General features: G+C 71.5%; 14 protein-coding genes. 4 read left to right on the top strand and 10 right to left on the bottom strand.

Going from position 1 to position 17,472, the window contains the following annotated elements; translation table 11 throughout:
* Positions 1–39: 39 nt before the first annotated feature.
* Together AB0E91_RS24780 and AB0E91_RS24775 are read right to left on the bottom strand one after the other, a co-directional pair.
* The gene (locus AB0E91_RS24780; protein WP_361785917.1) at positions 40–888 is read right to left on the bottom strand and encodes a lysozyme; all 849 of its coding nucleotides are present in this window, start codon (positions 886–888) and stop codon (positions 40–42) included.
* A gap of 159 nt (positions 889–1,047) precedes the next feature.
* Complete coding sequence (locus AB0E91_RS24775; RefSeq protein WP_361785914.1) at positions 1,048–2,904, bottom strand: M1 family aminopeptidase; 1,857 nt, start codon at positions 2,902–2,904, stop codon at positions 1,048–1,050.
* 288 nt (positions 2,905–3,192) lie between these two features.
* Between AB0E91_RS24775 and AB0E91_RS24770 the strand changes: the two genes are divergently transcribed.
* The gene (locus AB0E91_RS24770) at positions 3,193–4,098 is read left to right on the top strand and encodes an SGNH/GDSL hydrolase family protein (RefSeq protein ID WP_361785911.1); all 906 of its coding nucleotides are present in this window, start codon (positions 3,193–3,195) and stop codon (positions 4,096–4,098) included.
* Between the two features lie 34 nt (positions 4,099–4,132).
* Here the strand turns inward: AB0E91_RS24770 and pgm are convergent, their stop codons facing one another.
* Positions 4,133–5,773, bottom strand: coding sequence for a phosphoglucomutase (alpha-D-glucose-1,6-bisphosphate-dependent) (pgm, locus tag AB0E91_RS24765; protein WP_361785908.1), 1,641 nt, complete (start codon positions 5,771–5,773; stop codon positions 4,133–4,135).
* Positions 5,774–5,886: 113 nt separating this feature from the next.
* The gene (locus tag AB0E91_RS24760; RefSeq protein ID WP_361785906.1) at positions 5,887–6,690 is read right to left on the bottom strand and encodes an SAM-dependent methyltransferase; all 804 of its coding nucleotides are present in this window, start codon (positions 6,688–6,690) and stop codon (positions 5,887–5,889) included.
* A gap of 123 nt (positions 6,691–6,813) precedes the next feature.
* Between AB0E91_RS24760 and AB0E91_RS24755 the strand changes: the two genes are divergently transcribed.
* Positions 6,814–7,362: a GNAT family N-acetyltransferase gene (locus AB0E91_RS24755; RefSeq protein ID WP_361785903.1), complete on the top strand. Its 549-nt coding sequence runs from the start codon at positions 6,814–6,816 to the stop codon at positions 7,360–7,362.
* On the opposite strand, the gene AB0E91_RS24750 is transcribed toward AB0E91_RS24755, so the two are convergent.
* The 4 genes from AB0E91_RS24750 to AB0E91_RS24735 all read right to left on the bottom strand — a co-directional run bounded on the left by AB0E91_RS24750 (position 7,338) and on the right by AB0E91_RS24735 (position 12,065).
* Positions 7,338–8,132 (bottom strand): SDR family oxidoreductase, encoded by a 795-nt coding sequence (locus AB0E91_RS24750; RefSeq protein ID WP_161178858.1) that lies wholly within the window; start codon positions 8,130–8,132, stop codon positions 7,338–7,340. The two genes, AB0E91_RS24755 and AB0E91_RS24750, sit on opposite strands and share 25 nt — an antisense overlap.
* Positions 8,133–8,260: 128 nt before the next feature.
* Complete coding sequence (locus AB0E91_RS24745) at positions 8,261–10,096, bottom strand: arabinofuranosidase catalytic domain-containing protein (RefSeq protein ID WP_361785899.1); 1,836 nt, start codon at positions 10,094–10,096, stop codon at positions 8,261–8,263.
* Between the two features lie 224 nt (positions 10,097–10,320).
* Positions 10,321–10,929 carry a CE1759 family FMN reductase gene (locus AB0E91_RS24740; RefSeq protein ID WP_361785896.1) on the bottom strand — a complete coding sequence of 203 codons (609 nt, stop codon included), beginning with the start codon at positions 10,927–10,929 and terminating at the stop codon, positions 10,321–10,323.
* The gene (locus tag AB0E91_RS24735; protein WP_361786221.1) at positions 10,926–12,065 is read right to left on the bottom strand and encodes an LLM class flavin-dependent oxidoreductase; all 1,140 of its coding nucleotides are present in this window, start codon (positions 12,063–12,065) and stop codon (positions 10,926–10,928) included. Before AB0E91_RS24735 ends, AB0E91_RS24740 begins: the two co-directional genes overlap by 4 nt.
* Positions 12,066–12,550: 485 nt before the next feature.
* Between AB0E91_RS24735 and AB0E91_RS24730 the strand changes: the two genes are divergently transcribed.
* A complete protein-coding gene (locus AB0E91_RS24730) occupies positions 12,551–13,498 on the top strand; it encodes a DUF5996 family protein (protein WP_361785893.1) in 948 nt (315 codons plus the stop codon).
* Between the two features lie 90 nt (positions 13,499–13,588).
* Here AB0E91_RS24730 and AB0E91_RS24725 read toward each other — a convergent pair whose 3' ends face one another.
* Positions 13,589–15,670, bottom strand: coding sequence for a glycosyl hydrolase family 65 protein (locus tag AB0E91_RS24725; RefSeq protein WP_361785890.1), 2,082 nt, complete (start codon positions 15,668–15,670; stop codon positions 13,589–13,591).
* A 169-nt stretch (positions 15,671–15,839) separates the two neighbouring features.
* Entirely contained in the window at positions 15,840–16,037 is a 198-nt protein-coding gene (locus tag AB0E91_RS24720) for a hypothetical protein (RefSeq protein ID WP_361785888.1), read from the bottom strand.
* Positions 16,038–16,299: 262 nt separating this feature from the next.
* On the opposite strand from AB0E91_RS24720, the gene AB0E91_RS24715 reads away from it, so the two are divergent.
* Positions 16,300–17,457 carry an AfsR/SARP family transcriptional regulator gene (locus AB0E91_RS24715; RefSeq protein ID WP_361785885.1) on the top strand — a complete coding sequence of 386 codons (1,158 nt, stop codon included), beginning with the start codon at positions 16,300–16,302 and terminating at the stop codon, positions 17,455–17,457.
* Positions 17,458–17,472 lie beyond the last annotated feature (15 nt).

Here is a 17,472-nt window from a genome sequence, read left to right as displayed (position 1 = left end):
GTCCGGCCGGTCGGCGGGCTCCTGCGAGGTGGGACGGGGTCAGCCGGTCGCGAAGGAACGCAGCCTGGTCGTCGAGCCGTTGAACTTGTCGTGGTCGCCGACCGTCGCGCCGGTCGAGGTGTACTGCCACATGGTGTACGCCGACCAGCCGGCCGGGAGGGTGCCCGGGGAGGAGGCGTAGCGGGCGATCCACAGGGGGTTGGCGCCGAAGCCGGAGTAGTTGCCGGTGCACTGGGTCCACCAGGCGGTGGCGGTGTAGACGACGGCGGCGCGTCCGGTGCGGGCCTTGTAGCGGTTCAGGAAGTCGCGGACCCAGCTGACCATGCCGCTCTTGGACTTGCCGTAACAGGAGGCGCCGTAGGGATTCCACTCGATGTCGAGCACGCCGGGCAGCGTCCTGCCGTCACGGGACCAGCCGCCGCCGCGGTCGACGAAGTAGTCCGCCTGGGCGGCGCCGCTCGTGGTGTCCGGGGTCGCGAAGTGGTACGCGCCGCGGATCATGCCGACGTTGTAGGGGCCGTTGTACTGCTGGGCGAAGTAGGGGTTCTTGTAGTACGTCCCCTCCGTCGCCTTGGTGTAGGCCCAGCGGGTGCCCGCGTTCCACAGGGTGTTCCACGCGACGTTGCCCTGGTGGCTGGAGACGTCCACGCCCTCGGTGAGGGTCGCCCGGGTGGTCAGGGCGCGGTCGTCGGACCACGTGGTGTCCCGTTCGTGGGCGCGGACGCCCACGCCCATGTACGCGCTGCCGCGCGGAAGGATGCGCCACCCGGAGTCGGACACCGCGGCGGGGGGCGACAGGAAGAGGAGGAGGCCGGACAGGACGCCGGTGAGGCACAGGCGTGAGCTGCGGCCACGGAGGAGGTGTATGTCGCTTCGCACGAGATCCATCTGACCCGGCATCGGGGCGTCCCGCACGCCGGGTTGGGCCGGGCGAAGGCCGGGCGGGGCGGGGGTTGGGCCATGCGGGTGGGTCGTACGGGAGTCGTGCATGGATCTACGGGGACGCTGTGCCCGGCCGGGCGCGGGCCCGGCCGGGGTCGGTGCGGGTCAGCCGTCGATGCGGTGCTGGGTCCAGAAGGAGGTCAGGTCGGTGGTGGTGGCGGCCTGGGCGGCGGCCTTGAACTCGGCGGTGGTGGAGACGCCGTACCAGTGGGCGGTGGCGTAGTCCTTCAGCAGCTTGGTCATGGCGGTGTCGCCGATGAGGCGGCGCAGGTCGTGCAGGGCGCACTTGCCGTAGCCGTAGACGACGGTGGAGTAGCGCGAGGAGTGGGCGTCCCAGTAGGCCATCGAGTTGGTGATCTTCTCGGCGCTGGAGGCCCAGGAGACGCTGTTCCAGCAGCCCGAGCCGGTCTTGCCCTGGGCGAGGTCGGTGGCGTAGTCGGTGAAGGACTCGTCCAGCCAGGGGCTGGTGTACTCGTCGTCGCCGACGATGCCGTACCACCACTGGTGGCCGATCTCGTGGGTGAGCGCGGTGGTGCTGACGAGGTCGAGGACGAAGCCGGGGTACTCCATGCCGCCGAACCAGAAGTTGTTGTCGATGACCGCGTCCAGCTCGCCGTAGGGGTAGGCGCCGAAGCGGCCCGCGTGGGCGTCGACGGCGCTCTTGGCGGTGCTCAGCATCGACTGGGCGCTGGAGGAGCTGATCCCTGAGACGGAGTAGATGTTGACCGGGACGCCGCCGGGTGAGGTGCCGGAGATCTTGCTGAACGGCCCGGCCGCCCAGGCGAAGTCACGGACCTTCGATGCGGTGGCGGTGGTGACCGTACGGCCGGTGCCGCCGGGGGTGTCGGTGGAGGTGCCGGTGGCGGGGACCAGCAGGGAGCTGGGGTGGTCGAGGGTGACCTTGAAGTCGGCGGCCAGTGAGTAGAAGGACTCGCCGTTGTTGGTGTACGGGTCCAGGTGCCAGCCCGCGCCGTCGCGTACGGCGAGGACGGGCAGGGCGTTGCCGATGAAGCTGAAGGCTCCGTCGTGGCCGAACCGGTCGGCGCCGTCGGGCACGGTGATGCCGAGGTCGAAGCCGATGGTGGCGGACTGGCCCTCGGCGAGCGGCTGCGGGAGCGTGATCTTCAGCGCGGTGCAGGCCACCGAGAGGTCGCCCGCCGTGCCGCCCGTGACGTTGCTGACCTTGATCGGCGGTGCCGAGCAGGTGCCGTGGTAGTTGTCCCAGAGCCTCAGATAGACCTCGCTCAGCGCGTCGGCCGAGGCGTTGGTGAAGGTCGCGCTCTCGTGGCCGGTCCAGACGGTGCCCGTGCTGTCGCTGCTGAGGCTGACGGTGTAGTCGGGCGCGGCCGGGGTGCGGACGGTGTCGCCCGCGGGCGGGGTGGTGGTGTCGGCGGTGTCGAGCGCGATGTCGTCGAGGACGAAGCTGGTCTTCAGGCTGGAGTCCTCGGTGCCGGTGAAGGCGAGGTCCACGGTGCGGCCCGCGTACGAGGACACGTCGACCGTCTCGCGGACGTAGCCGGTGGCGTGGTCGAGGTTGGAGTAGCTCGCGAGGGTGGTGCCGCCCAGTTTCACCGTCAGTTTGTCGTAGGCGGTGGAGGAGGTGGTCTCGGCGGTGTCGATGTGCAGATAGAAGCTGAGGGTGGCGCTGCCGCAGCCGCTGGGGACGGTGACGCTCTGGGTGAGCGTGTCGGTGCGGGTGGCGCCGGTGCCGCCGAGCCAGGCGTAGGCGGAACCGCCGTGCGCGCTCTGGCCGGTGCGGCTGGTGATCAGGGTGCTGGAGGACTGGATCCAGGGTGTCGTACCGCTCTCGAAGCCGCCGTTGCCGACGACCTGGGCCGGGGTGCAGGCGGCGGCCGCCCTGGCCTCGGCGGGCCGGGCGACGGCGGAGCCCGCGGGCAGGGAGAAGGCGAGCAGGGCGGCGAGGGCGAGCCCGCCGAGCGTCTTGTGGGGGGTGGGTCTCACACGCTACTCCTTTGCGAAGGCCGGGGTTTCGGCCTGCCGATGACCGAGTCCGGCCGGAGTGCGCCGGCGCGGCCGTGGGGTCGGGGCTGCGCGATGGCCGTGCGGGGTGCGCCCTCGGTGAGGAGGGTGCGGCCGGGGCAAGCGTGACAGATCTGACCTGCTCATGCCAGAAGGCGGTGATGGGGGCGCCGTGTACGGAAAGTGTGTTCACGCGTCTGGCCCCGTGGACCTACCCGGCGGTATACAGACCCGGTCGCAAGTGATGACCTGTCAGCTGGGGAGGACTCCATGGCGAACGGCGCGCGGAGGCACGGGATTTCACGGAGATGGACCGGGGCGCTCGGGGCGGTGCTGGGAGGTTGTGCGCTGGTCGCCGGGTCGGTGGCGCCGGCGGCCGCGCATCCCGGGCACGGGCAGGTCCGTTATGTGGCGCTCGGGGACTCCTACACCTCCGGGCCGCTCATCCCCCGCCAGGTGGACGCGAATTGTGCGCGGTCCGATCAGAACTACCCCTCGCTCGTGGCCGGGCGGAGACGGGTGGACGACTTCGTCGACGTGAGCTGTTCGGGGGCCACCACGGCGGAGATGTGGCAGGCGCAGGGTACGAATCCGCCTCAACTCGACGCGGTCACACGGGACACGGACCTCGTCACCGTGCAGATCGGCGGGAACGACGTCGGCTTCGGCTCGATCATCACCGCCTGTGCCCGGCTCGGTGCGCAGGAGCCGGACGGCAACCCCTGTGAGCGTTCCTACCGGGACTCCGGGTACGACGAGTTGGCGCTGACCGTGGCGCGCACGGCGCCGAAGATCGACCGGGTGCTGCGGGCCGTGCACACGCGGGCGCCGCACGCGCGGGTCCTGCTCGTGGGGTATCCGGATCTGCTGCCCGACGACGGCACCGGCTGCTTCCCCGCCGTGCCGTTCGCGCGCGGCGACTTCCCCTATCTGCGGGACACCGAGAAGCGGCTCAACCTGATGCTGCGGCTGGTCGCGGCCTGGAACCGGGTCGAGTACGTCGACACGTACGGTCCCACGGTCGGCCACGACATGTGCAAGGCGCCCGAGGACCGCTGGATCGAGCCGCTGCGGCCGGCCGCGCCCGCCGCACCGGCGCACCCCAACGCGCGCGGCGAGGCGGCGATGGCGCAGGCCGTGCTGGCGGCGGTGGGACGGGGACACGGCAGGCGCTGAAACTCCGCCCCACCGTGCCCCCGTCGGCAGGAGTTCAGTCGCCGAGCGCCGCCAGCACCACCGCCTGCGCCTCCTCCTGCACCCGGGCCAGGTGGTCGGGGCCGAGGAAGGACTCGGCGTACACCTTGTACACGTCCTCGGTGCCCGACGGCCGCGCCGCGAACCAGGCGTTCTCGGTGGTGACCTTGATGCCGCCGATGGGGGCGCCGTTGCCCGGCGCCTCGGTGAGGACGGCGGTGACGGGCTCACCGGCGAGGGTGTCGGCGGTGACCTGGGCCGGGGAGAGCTTGGCCAGCAGGGCCTTCTGCTCGCGGGTGGCGGGGGCGTCGATGCGGGCGTAGGCCGGTTCCCCGAAGCGCTCGGTGAGGTCCGCGTAGTGCGCGGAGGGGGTGCGCCCGGTGACGGCGGTGATCTCGGAGGCGAGCAGGGCGAGCAGGATGCCGTCCTTGTCGGTGGTCCACACCGAGCCGTCGCGGCGCAGGAAGGACGCGCCCGCCGACTCCTCGCCGCCGAAGCCGAGGTCGCCGCTGAGCAGTCCGTCCACGAACCACTTGAAGCCGACCGGGACTTCGACCAGACGGCGGCCGAGGTCGGCGGCCACGCGGTCGATCATCGAGGAGGAGACGAGGGTCTTGCCGATGCCGGTCGCCTGCGGCCACTGGTCGCGGTGCTCGTAGAGGTAGCCGATGGCGACCGCGAGGTAGTGGTTGGGGTTCATCAGCCCCGCGTCCGGGGTGACGATGCCGTGCCGGTCGGCGTCGGCGTCGTTGCCGGTGGCCAGGGCGAAGCGGTCGCGCTGCTCGATGAGGGAGGCCATCGCGTACGGCGAGGAGCAGTCCATGCGGATCTTGCCGTCCCAGTCCAGCGTCATGAAGCGCCAGGTGGGGTCGGTGTGCGGGTTGACCACGGTGAGGTCGATGCCGTGCTCGTCGGCGATCCGGCCCCAGTAGGCGACGGAGGCGCCGCCGAGCGGGTCGGCGCCGATGCGCAGCCCGGCGTCCCGGACCGCGTCCAGGTTCAGCACGCTGGGCAGGTCGCGGACGTAGGCGCCGAGGAAGTCGTACCGGCCGGTGGTGTCGGCGGCGAGCGCGTGGGCGTACGGGATGCGGCGTACGTCCTTCAGGCCGCCCGCGATGATCTGGTTGGCGCGGTCCTGGATCCACGAGGTGGCGTCCGAGCCGGCCGGGCCGCCGTTCGGCGGGTTGTACTTGAAGCCGCCGTCGGCGGGCGGGTTGTGCGAGGGCGTGACGACCACGCCGTCCGCGAGGCCCGTCGTACGGTCGCGGTTGTGGGTGAGGATCGCGAGGGAGACGGCGGGGGTGGGCGTGTAGCCGTCCTCGCTGTCGATCAGGACGGTGACGCCGTTGGCGGCGAACACCTCCAGGGCGGTGACCTTCGCGGGCTCGGAGAGGGCGTGCGTGTCGGCGCCGAGGAACAGCGGGCCGTCGATGCCCCGCTCGGCGCGGTATTCGCAGATGGCCTGGCTGGTGGCGGCGATGTGGTCCTCGTTGAAGGCCGTCGCCAGGGACGAGCCCCGGTGTCCCGAGGTCCCGAACGCGACGCGCTGCCCGGGGTCCGCCGGGTCGGGGTGCAGCGCGTAGTACGCCGTGACCAGGCGGGCCACGTCGACAAGGTCCTCAGGACCGGCGAGACGGCCGGCTCGGTCGTGCGGCATGAGTCCGCTCCTCCGTGTAGGTGTTGTTCGGCCAGGTACGTTCGACGGGGTGATCGAACGCACCGGGCCCATCTTTCCTTGTCAGGAGGCCGCCATGCGAGTACGGGGCGGGGCTAGCAGGTCTTGCGTCCGATCGCCGCGTACAGCGGGAGGTCCGCGCCCTGCCGCTGCCCCGGGCTGTCGGGGCGCCAGTCGCTGACGAACTCGATGCCGGGTTCGAGGAGTTCGAGTCCGGCGAAGAACTCCGCGAACTCCGCCCGGGAGCGCACCGCCACCGGGGTACCGCCCCGCCGGTAGACGTCGGCCACCGCGTTCCAGGTGTCCGGGTCGGTGTCGGCGGTGGCGTGGGAGAGGACCAGGTGGCTCCTGGCGGGGAGCGGGGCGAGCAGCTCGCGGACCAGGGCGAGGGCGCCGTGCTCGTCGGGGACCAAGTGCAGCAGGGCGACCATGGAGAGTGCCACCGGCTCGTCGAAGTCCAGGATCTCCCGAGCGGCCTCGATGATCTTCGCTGGCTCCCGGACGTCCGCCTGGAGGTACGCGGTGCAGCCCTCGGGCGCGCTGGTCAGCAGGGCCTGGGCGTGGCGCAGCACGATCGGGTCGTTGTCGACGTAGACCACCTTGGACTCGGGCCCGACCGCCTGGACGACCTGATGCAGATTCGGGTCCGTCGGGATGCCGGTACCGATGTCGAGGAACTGCCGTATCCCCAGTTCCGCGAGGGCGCGCGCCGCCCGCACCATGAACTGCCGGTTGGCCCGCGCCAGTTCGGGCACCTGCGGGAACAGCGCCTGCACCTGTTCGGCGGCCGCCCAGTCCACCGGGTAGTTGTCCTTGCCGCCGAGGTACCAGTCGTACATCCGGGCGGCGTGCGGCTTGCTGGTGTCGATGACGGGCGGCTGGGTATCGGCGTCGGACACGGAGGAGTCTCCTCTGCGGGGTCGGCGGTGGCGGCTGCATCCTGCCACGGCGCGGGTCCGCCCGTCAGTCCCGTACGGCATCAACTCGGCTGATCGCGGGCCCGGTTGTGCCACCATGCTCCGGTGCTGATCGACATACCCGCCGCTCCCCCGCTCCCGGCCCTCCTCCTGCGACGCTGGGCCCCCGTCCACGCCACCGCGCTCGCACGGCTGGAGCGGGACGACGCGCTGCGCCGCTGGACGAGTTTCCCGGCCCTCGCGGACGCGGCGGACGCCGGGCGGTGGATCGAGGAGCAGCGGCGGGGGTGGGAGACCGGGGAGCGCTACGCCTTCGCGGTGCTGGAGCCGGACGGGCGACTGGTCGGCCACGTCGTCCTCAAGGTCCCCTCACCGGGCGGCGGCACCGCCGAGGTCGGCTACTGGACCGCCGCGCACGCGCGGGGCCGGGGTGTGGCCCCGCGCGCGGTGGAGGCGCTGACGGAGTGGGCGTTCCAGGATGTCGCGGGGCTCACCCGGCTCGAACTGCTGCACCGGGTGGGCAACGAGGCGTCCTGCCGGGTGGCCGTCAAGTGCGGGTACGGGCTCGCGGGGACGCTCGCCCCGGCGCCGCCCGCGTACCCGGACGAGGGGCATGTGCACGTGTGGGGCTACGGCAGGATCGCGTCGACGTAACCGCCGTCCACGCGCAGGGCGCCGCCCGTGGTGGCGGAGGCCTGGTCGGAGCTGAGGTAGACGACCATGTTGGCGATCTCCTCGGGTTCGATGAGGCGCTGGAGCAGGGACTGGGGGCGGTACTCGCGCATGAAGACGCGCTGGGCCTCGTCCCACGGGAGGTCGCGGTCGACGAGTTCGTAGACGAAGTCCTCGACGCCGCCGGTGTGGGTGGGCCCGGCGATGACGGAGTTGACGGTGACGCCGGTGCCCGCCGCCTTCTTGGCGAAGCCGCGGCTCACCGCGAGCAGGGCGGTCTTGGACATGCCGTACTGGATCATCTCGGCGGGGATGACGATCGCGGAGTCGCTGGCGATGTACTGCACGCGGCCCCAGTGGCGCTCGGTCATGCCGGGGAGGTAGAGCCGGGTGAGGCGGACGGCGGCGAGGACGTTGATCTCGAAGTAGCGCCGCCATTCGTCGTCGGTGATCTCCAGCGGGTCGGCGGTGCCGAAGATGCCGAGGTTGTTGACGAGGATGTCCACGTCCGGCAGCTCGCGTTTCAGCCGTTCGGCGCCCTCCTCGGTGGAGACGTCGGCGGCGGCCGCCGTGAACTCGCCGTCCGGGACCTGCTCGGCGAGGGCCGCGATGGCGGCGGCGACCCGGCCGGCGTCGCGCCCGTTGACGGCCACGCGGGCCCCCGCGCGGGCGAGACCGGCGGCGATGGCCGCGCCGATGCCCTGGGTCGAGCCGGTCACCAGTGCGGTGCGTCCTGTGAGATCGATGTGCATGGGCGAACGGGTTCCCCTCGGCTCCGGATACGACACCTGGCCCCCAGTGTGCGGGGGCCGGGTGCCGTAACCGGTGAAGGGCGGGTCTACGGCGGGGCGGGCCCACCATTGGGTCGCCCCGGCCGTTCTCAGCCCAGCCGGAACTTCTGGGCCGCCGAACCGTTGCAGTCCCAGATCCGCAGCCGCGCGCCATTGGTGGTGGTGCCGTCGGGCAGGTCCAGGCAGCGGCCCGACTGCGGGTTCACCAGGGAGCCGTCCGACTGCTGGACCCACTTCTGCCCGCCGACCCCGTTGCAGTCCCACAGCTCGACCTGGGTGCCGTTGGCGGTGCCGTTGCCGTTGATGTCGAGGCAACGGCCCAGGGTGGCGAGGGAGTTGTCGGTGCGGTGGTACCAGTGCTGGTCGACGGCCCAGGTCTGGCAGTCCCAGAGCTGGACGGCCGTGCCGTTGACGCCGGTGTCGTCGGCGGCGACGTCCACGCACTTGCCGCCGGGCCCGGCGACCGGGGCGCCGCCGTTCACCGCGAACTTCTGGGCACCCGAGCCGTTGCAGTCGTAGATCTGGAGCCGCGTGCCGTTGCCGGTGGCGCCGCTGGGCGAGTCGAGGCAGCGGCCGGACTGCGGGTTGAGCAGCGAGCCGTCCGCCTGTTGGACCCACTTCTGGCCACCGACACCGTTGCAGTCCCAGAGCTCGACCTTGGTGCCGTTGGCGGTGCCGTTGCCGTTGATGTCCAGGCAGCGGCCGATGGTGCCGAGCGAGCCGTCGGGGTTGTGCGTCCAGTGCTGGTCCTCGGCGTAGGACTGGCAGTCCCAGAGCTGGACGGCGGCGGCGTTGACACCGGTGTCGTCGGCGGCGACGTCCACGCACTTGTTGCCGGGCCCGGTGATGGTGCCCTGGGGCCCGTTGGGGACGTTGGTCTGGCCGGAGTAGCCGACGGAGACGATGTCGGCCTGGACGGCGTTGTCGGCGGCGTCCGTCGGATAGCCGGCGGTCATGACGCCCTCGAAGAAGGTGCCCATGTTCCAGTTGCTGTTGTCGCCGCCGGTGCCCAGGATGATGCCGCCCTCCTGCTGCATGGGCTTGTAGCCGCCGCGTGTCGGCAGCCCGCCGTCCCACCAGGTGGTCAGGGCGCCGGACTGGGAGTCGCCGCCCTTGAGGGCGTAGCGGGTCTGGCCGTTGTTCTTCAGCATGGCGGTGACGTACGTGCTGCTGTTGCCCCGGTTGGCGGTGTTGGAGCCGTTGTCGCCCTGGAACATGCCGTTCTCCAGGTCGGCCTCGACCCACGGTCCCGAGCCGGTGCAGGGGGCGAAGTAGCAGGTGGTGGCGATGGAGACGGCGTCCATGTGGCCGTTGCCGGTGTCGGCCGGGGTGCGCTCGGCGTTGCCGTAGTCGAAGCAGCAGGCGGAGCCCACGTGGGTGCCACTGGCCACCATGTAGGCGCCCTCGGGCTGGCCGTTGACGGCGACGCCCGAGGCGACTCCGGTGTAGCGGTAGCCGACACCGGGGGAGATCCAGATGCCGTAGACCTTGTGGCCGCCCGCCGTGACGGCGATCTCGCTCGCGTCGGCGCCCCGGTCGGCGCCCATTCCGGCGGTACCCGCCGGGCCCGGGGTCAGGTCGTTGTGGCGGGTGGTCTGGTCGTAGACCTTGCTGATGCGACAGGTGGAGCCGCCGCAGAAGGTGTCCTGGCGGCCCGCGTCGGCGTAGCCGCCCGCCGACAGGACGCCGATGTCGGCGGTGGCGCCGTCGGACACGCGGGTGACCTGGTAGAGCGGGCCGTTGTAGGCGGAGAACAGGGCGCGGGTGGTGCTGTGCGCGGCGACGCAGGGGGTGCCGGCCGCGCCGTAGATGTCGCACGGCAGCGAACCGGCGGCCTCCGCGCGCCCGGCGAGTCCGATCAGGGAGCCCAGCAGGAGCAGCAGGGCGGCCAGGACGGACGGTAAAAGCGATCTCTCTCGGCGCATCGTCTGCTCCTCGAAGGACGGGACGTGCTTCCAACCGGCGTGCGGGGAAACCGCGTTCCGTTTCCGTCGCGGAACGCGTCACAGCCGTTGCGGAAGGTACGGACCACGTTCGAGGACGTCAAGATTTGTCGCTTCAGGCTTGGTTCAAAGTTTGATACGTGTCCTGAATTGTTGCTTTGTGGGGCCGGGGACGGGCGGGGCGCGCCCGGCCCCGGACCGCGCGCCTATCGCTCGCCGGTCAACAGGCGCTCCATCGTGGCGAGTTCCTCCTCGGCCGCGTCGCGCCGGGAACGCGGTCCGCAGGAGCGGAGCACGCGGGTGAAGTCGGCCGCGGCCTCGGTGATGCGGTTGCCGAGTCCCGTACCGCTCTGCGCGCCGAAGTCGCCGGTGGCGGCGTAGACCGGGCGGGGGGAGACGATCGCGTGCAGGTAGGAGAACATCGGGCGCAGGGCGTGCTCGAGCACCAGGGAGTGGCGTTCGGTGCCGCCGGTCGCGCCGATCAGGACGGGCATGTCGGAGAGGGTCTCCTCCGGGAGCACGTCGAAGAAGGACTTGAACAGTCCGCTGAAGGAGGCGTTGAACGCGGGCGTGACCGCGATGACCCCGTCCGCTTCCCTGATCTGCTCGAAGGCCGACTCCAGCGCCTCGCCGGTGAACCCGGTGAGCATGGCGTCCATGACGGGGTGGGCCAGCGGGCGCAGTTCGACGTAGGACAGCTCGACCGGCTCGCCCTGCGCTTCCAGGTCTTTGGTGACGGCCGCGGCCAGGCGGTCCGCGAGCAGCCGGGTGGAGGACGGCTCGCGCAGGCCGCCGGAGATGACGGTGATCTTCATCGGGCTTCGGTGTTCCCTTCGTCGTCGCTCTTCGTCGCGCCGCCCTCCCCTTCGGCCTCCTCCGCGCGGCGGGCGCGCAGCAGGGACTCATGGGTGGGCGCGGCCGGTGCGTCCGCGGACCGGCCGGCCGCGAACTCCTTGCGGAGCACCGGCACGACCTCTTCGCCGAGCAGGTCGAGTTGTTCGAGCACGGTCTTGAGCGGCAGTCCCGCGTGGTCCATGAGGAAAAGCTGGCGCTGGTAATCGCCCACGTAGTTGCGGAAGTTGAGCGTCTTCTCGATGACCTGGGCCGGTGAGCCGACCGTCAGCGGGGTCTGCTCGGTGAACTCCTCAAGCGACGGACCGTGGCCGTAGACCGGGGCGTTGTCGAAGTAGGGGCGGAACTCGTTGATGGCGTCCTGGCTGTTGGGCCGCATGAACACCTGGCCGCCGAGGCCGACGATCGCCTGCTCGGGGGTGCCGTGGCCGTAGTGCGCGAACCGTCGGCGGTAGAGGCTCACCAGCTGTTTGGTGTGCGAGGCGGGCCAGAAGATGTGGTTGGCGAAGAAGCCGTCGCCGTAGTACGCGGCGAGTTCGGCGACCTCGGGGGTGCGGATCGAGGCGTGCCAGACGAAGGGAGGTACGTCGTCCAGCGGGCGCGGGGCCAGGGTGAATCCCTGGAGCGCGGTGCGGAACTTGCCTTCCCAGTCCACCGTTTCCTCGCGCCAGAGCCTGCGCAGCAGGTCGTAGTGCTCGACGGTCAGCGGGAGGGCGGAGCGGATGTCCTGGCCGAACCAGGGATAGACCGGGCCGGTGTTGCCGCGTCCGAGCATGACGTCCGTGCGGCCGCCGGAGAGGTGCTGGAGCACGCTGAAGTCCTCGGCGATCTTCACCGGGTCGTTGGTGGTGATCAGCGTGGTCGAGGTCGACAGGATGATGCGCTCGGTCTGCGCGGCGATGTAGGCGAGGAGGGTCGTGGGCGAGGACGGCACGAAGGGCGGGTTGTGGTGCTCGCCGGTCGCGAAGACGTCGAGCCCGACCTCCTCGGCCTTGCGCGCGATGGCGACGGTGGCCTGGATGCGCTCCGCCTCGGTGGGGGTGCGTCCCGTGGTGGGGTCGGCGGTGACGTCCCCGACGGTGAAGATGCCGAACTGCATCCCGGTCGCGCCGGGCAGGTCCCGGTCCGCGGCCGGGCCGTTGCCGGCCGAACCGGTTCCGGTTGTCTCGGACGACGCCATGCTGGGTTCCTCCTGGGCTCGCTTGCGGGGGCCGTCCCGGACGCCGGGGGACGGCGGGCTTCCGGGAGTGGTGACCGGTGCGACTGTCGCACGTCGCACCCCATTAGTACAACATTAAACGACCGACTCCGCGGTCCGCACGCAGGGCTCCCGCACCGGCGCCGCGCCCCCTCGCGCGCCCCGTATGACCCCTTATGCCACTGTGCCGTCATGGTCGCACGCAGGGGACGATCCGGCAGGGCGGCCGGATCGGACGGGAGGGCAGGGGCGCCCGGGGACGGGCGGGGCGGCCGGGAACAGGCGGAGCCCGGTCGACCGTGGAAAAATGGCGCTACGGCCGTGCCCTGCGGGACAGGCCGATCCTCCTTCCGGACCGATCCCTTCGACACGCTGGGGAGGCATCCGTGAGCGCACGTTCCGACGCGTGGCCGGTGCTGGACCACGCGGAACTGGCCCCCATGATCGAGTACGTGAACCGGGTCGTGCAGATCGCGGGCAAGTACGCCCTGGACGATCCCTTCCAGGTCGGCTGGGGCAACATCGTCCTCACCGTCACACCACGCGGCCTGACGACTCCGGTGTACCGGCGGGACGGGGTGACCTTCACGGTGCACTACCGGCTGCTCGACGGTGACGTGGTGATCGAGACCAGCGACGGTGCGCGCACGCTGCCGCTGTCACGGACCTCGGTGGCCGACTTCTACGCCCACTTCTGCGACGCGGCGGCGCATCTCGGCATCCCCGCCCCGCACAGCTCCCTGATCTGCGAGATCCCGGGCGCCCCGCCGGCCTTCGAGGACGACCGCGCCGAACGCGTCTGGTCGGCCCACCCGGCCCGGCACATGTGGGAGGCGTTCAACCTGGCCACCGACGGCCTGGAGGCATGGCAGGCCCCCTACCTCGGACATCGGCCGCGCGTCGGCCTGATGTGGGGCGGCTTCGACCTCTCGGCCACCCGCTTCCGCGCCAAGCCGACCACTCCCCCGTCCCAGGGCCCGCCCTTCATGCGCAACGCCCAGCTGTACGAGTACGTATCGGTGGGCTTCTCCTTCGACAACACCAAGTCCGGTGGCGACAACCCGCTGGACATCGGCATGTACGCCTACATCTGGCCCCAGCCGGACGGCCTGGAGGACCGCTCCTGGGGCGTCGACGGCGCCGAGTGGCACCCCGACGCGGGCCTCGTCATCCTCCCGTGGTCCAAGCTCCGCGAAACCCCCGACCCCCACCAGGCGATCGTGGCCCTCGGTGACGCGGTCTACGACGCGGCGGTGGCCACGGCGGGCTGGCCGGCGGACCTGGTCGGGCCCCGGGTGGACGGCTGGTACATGAGCGAACACGCCCCGGCCTGAGCCCTCTTCGACCACCTCGTCGACGACGACCGGTACCGCCGTCGCGCTGCTCGCGGCGGCGGTTCCGGTCGCCAGGGGGACGGGAAGTCGTCAGGGGGACGGGAAACGGAACTCCGCCCGGTCGAGATTGACGGCCGCGTTGTCGCCGGGCTCGTAGGAGAGGGTGACCACCGGGTCCCGGCCGTCGACGGGGATGCCGTCGACGGTCACGGAGCCCCAGTCGTCCCAACTGTCGGAGACCTTGGGGAAGTTCACCTGCCGGACCTTGTGGCCGTCGACCGACAGCGTCATGGTGCGGGTGTCGCTGTGGGCGTTGGCGTACCGCAGGGTCAGGCTCGCCGTCGAGGGGGCGGACGTCGTGCGGTGCGGGGTGTAGGAGGACGAGGCGCCCGGTGACCAGAGGCCGTCGACGAAGGCCCGGCCGCTGTAACCGGCGTGGTTGACGTTCGTCTTGACGCCGCCGGTGTTCAGGGCGTCCTCCGCCTCGATGCGGCCGGGGTCCGGGCAGCCGAGGAGTGCGGCGGTTCCGGCGGTGTCCGGGCACCGGTCGCGCGAGTCGGTGACGCCGTCCGCGTCGCGGTCCTTGTCGACGGCACCGGTGAGGGTGACGTCGACGGTGTGCTCGCCGGTGAGCGACGCCGGGAGGGTGTGGCCGGAGACGGGCCTGCCGTCGATCCTGAACGAGCGGATCACGGTGCCCGCGCCGTGCAGGGAGACGGTCAGGGTGGCGTCGCGGTAGCGCAGGCCGCGCAGGGTGACGTTGCCCCAGCCCGCGGGCAGCGTGGGCGCGATCGACAGTCCCTGGTCGCCGAAGGCCAGCCCGAACAGCCCGGAGTGGATCATGTCGATGAAGGCCGTGGCCGACCAGGTCTGGTCGGGCTGCGATCCCCAGTGGAACTTCACCGTGTCCCCCAGGCGCTGCCAGCCGCCGTCCACCACTCCCGTCCGGCCGTTGTAGATCTCCCAGAACCCGCTGTTGTTGCCGGCCAGCCGGGCGAGCCGCGCGGTCCCGGAGGCGAAGGTCTCCTGCGCTCCCCACCGCGCCGCCGCCTTGGCCCACAGTCCCTGCACCACGGGCCAGACGATCGCGTTGTGACGGCCGGGCTGTTCGTCGGAGTAGCGCGCCCAGTTGGGATAGGTGTCGGGCATGCCCCAGGTCATCTCGGTCGCGTGCGAGAGGACCGACCGTGCCCGGGCCGGGTCGGCGATACCGAAGACGAGCGCGAACGCGAGCCCGGTGCCCTCCTGGTAGGCACCCTTGGTGCCGTCGGCGAGGAGCATGTAGTCGTACAGCCCTGTCCCGGGGTTCCAGAAGCGCTTGTTGATCGCCGCCTTCAACGCGGCCGCCTTGCCCTGGTAGGCGGCGACATCGGCGGCGGGACGCCCGAGCCGGGCGGCCATGTTCGCCGCGTTGGCATATGCGGCGTAGTAGACCGCGTTGGTGCTCAGGAACATCCCGGTCGCCACGCCGGGCCACGGCATGGACCCGGTGCTGACCGATTCGGTGGCGTCGGCCGGGGGTGCGGGATACCCGGCGATCCCGTCGTTGAAGAAGGACGCCCCGGTGAACAGCCCGTACCTGGCGTTGTATCCGGCGGTGGAGGCGTGCTCGCGGATCGCCAGCGTGTCGGCGGCCGTCCGGTAGGCGTCCCGCAGGAACGCCCTGTCGCCGGTCACCAGGTAGTGGTTCCACGCGGCCGTGACCCAGATGACCTGGTCCCACTGCTGATCGTCCTGCTGGACCCGCAGCTCGCCGTCGGCCCCCTTGTCGACGGTCGACCACAGGGTGTTCCTGGCCAGCGCCGGGTCCAGGACACTGGTGGCGTTCCAGCTGTTCACCGACGCGTCGCGGGTCCACGGCTGCGGATAGCCGCCTCCCGCACGCACGATGCCGACGTCGGGGTCCATCAGACCGCTCTTGTCGTACACGGCGGGGTCCCAGGCGATCGTGTTCGTCCGCAGCAGATTGTCCAGCGCGGCCGTGTACGCCGTGCCGATCAGGGCCTGCGTGTCGGAGTCGGCGAACTCCAGCGACGGGGAGGACGGCGCGGCCGCACCGGTCTCCGCTCCAGCCGCGCCCGCTCCGCAGAGCACGCTGCTGAGCGCCAGTGCGGTGGCCGCCGTCATCCCGGCAAGGCGTTTGCGCCGACGGGTCGTCCGAGTGAGCGTCATGGCACGTACCTTCCTCGGCGCCGCGGCGGGCGCCGCATCGAGTGGAGGGTTCGCTGTCCAAGAACGGGTGACCGGAACGCTTCAGGGCCGGCGACCGGACACCGACAACGTTGTCATAGTGCGCGGTACCGCACCTGCCCCAGAACGGGCCGGTGCGGGCGACGCCACGTCAGGCGTGCGGGTGCCGGTCCCCCGTCGTCGGCGGTTCGCCGGATTCCGTCTTCTCCAGCAACTGGTCGTACTTGCGGGAGAGTTCCTCGTAGCGTTCCTCGGTGTCGTCGTCGGCGCGCTTGCGACGGCTGAGGATGTAGAGGACCACCGGACCGGTGATCATCGTGACGACCGGGACGAGCGCCCACCACAACATGCTTCCTCCCCTGTGCGGCCTTGCGGGGAGCGCCGCGTGGCTCCACCGGGAGGGTAAGCCCTGCTGGACCGCGCGCCAACACCACAGCGGGCAAAGGCACTTCCACCTCACATGTAACCAGTTGTTTCGCGCCAACCACTGGACGGGATGACCCGTTCGCTTCTAAGTTCCCGTCTCGACAGTGGACTTGTTCACAACCTCCACCCCGGATGTGAACAAGTGTGTTGCCGTGCAAGGCCGTTGGTGCATCACTCACCCTGCGATGCGAAAGGCTGTGGTGAAGACCGGTCTCCACGCGCCCGACGGCGCCCTCCCCGAGCGACTGGCCGCCGCGGCACACTCCGGCCGCCCCCGCTTCCTCGTCCTCGGCCTGCTGGCCATCACCGACGGCCACGAGACGGTCGTACTCCAGCCGTCCAGGCCCACGTCCCTGCTCGCCGCCCTGCTCCTGCACCCGGGCGCGGTCGTCTCCGCCGAGCTGCTCCAGCGCGTCGTCTGGGGCGACCGGCCGCCCGCCGGGGGCCGCTCCGCCCTCCACACCTGCGTCCTGAGGCTGCGCAGGCTGTTCACCAAGTACGGCGTCGCCGACGGCGCCGTGGAGGCCGTGCCCGGCGGCTACCGGCTGCACGCCGACGCCGACACCCTGGACCTGCTCCAGTTCCGGGGGCTGCTCGGCCGGGCGTCCGCCGCCGAGGACCCCGAGCAGGCGCTGCACCTCGGCCGGGCCGCGTTACGCCTGTGGAAGGGCCCGCTGCTCGGCAACGTCCACTCCGACGAGCTGCACCGCGACCACGTGCCACGTCTGGCCGAGGAGCGGCTGTTCGCCGTGGAGCGCGTCTTCGACGTCGAACTCCGCCTGGGGCGGCACCGGGAGATGATCGCCGAGGCGCGCGAGGCGGTACGGGCCGAGCCGGGTCACGAAGGGCTCTCCGCGCTGCTGATCGAGGCGCTGTACCGCTCGGGCCGCCGCGCCGAGGCGCTGGCCGAGTACCGCCGTATCCACACCCACCTCACCACGGAGCTGGGCGTGGAGCCGGGCCCCGCGCTGCGCGGTCTCCAACTGGCCGTGCTGCGCGGCGAGGAGTCCGGACAGCGGCCCGCGCTGCCCGCCTCCGGTGTGCCGCCCTCGGCGCCCGGCGAGGCGCCGCCCGGTCTCGGCCGGGCCTCTCCCCCGGCGCCCGGGGACCTGGTGCTGCGCGCGCTGGTGGACGCCGGGCTGCTGGAGGAGGACCCGCCCGGCCGCTACCGGGTCCACGACCTGCTGCGGCTCTTCGTCCAGGCGGCCGGCACCAGCCTCCCGGCCACGGCCGCCACCGCCGCCGGGGCCTCCGCTCCCGCGCCACCCGGCCCGTCCGACCGGCACGACCCGTACGCCCCGTACGACCCGCACAGCCCGTACGACCCGATGGACCCGCCTTAGTCGGCCCCGGCCGAC

This window comes from Streptomyces sp. NPDC026659 (assembly GCF_040638245.1).
Taxonomy (GTDB): Bacteria; Actinomycetota; Actinomycetes; order Streptomycetales; family Streptomycetaceae; genus Streptomyces.
Note: the sequence above shows the minus strand (reverse complement) of the source record. Positions and strands in the feature narration are given on the sequence as shown.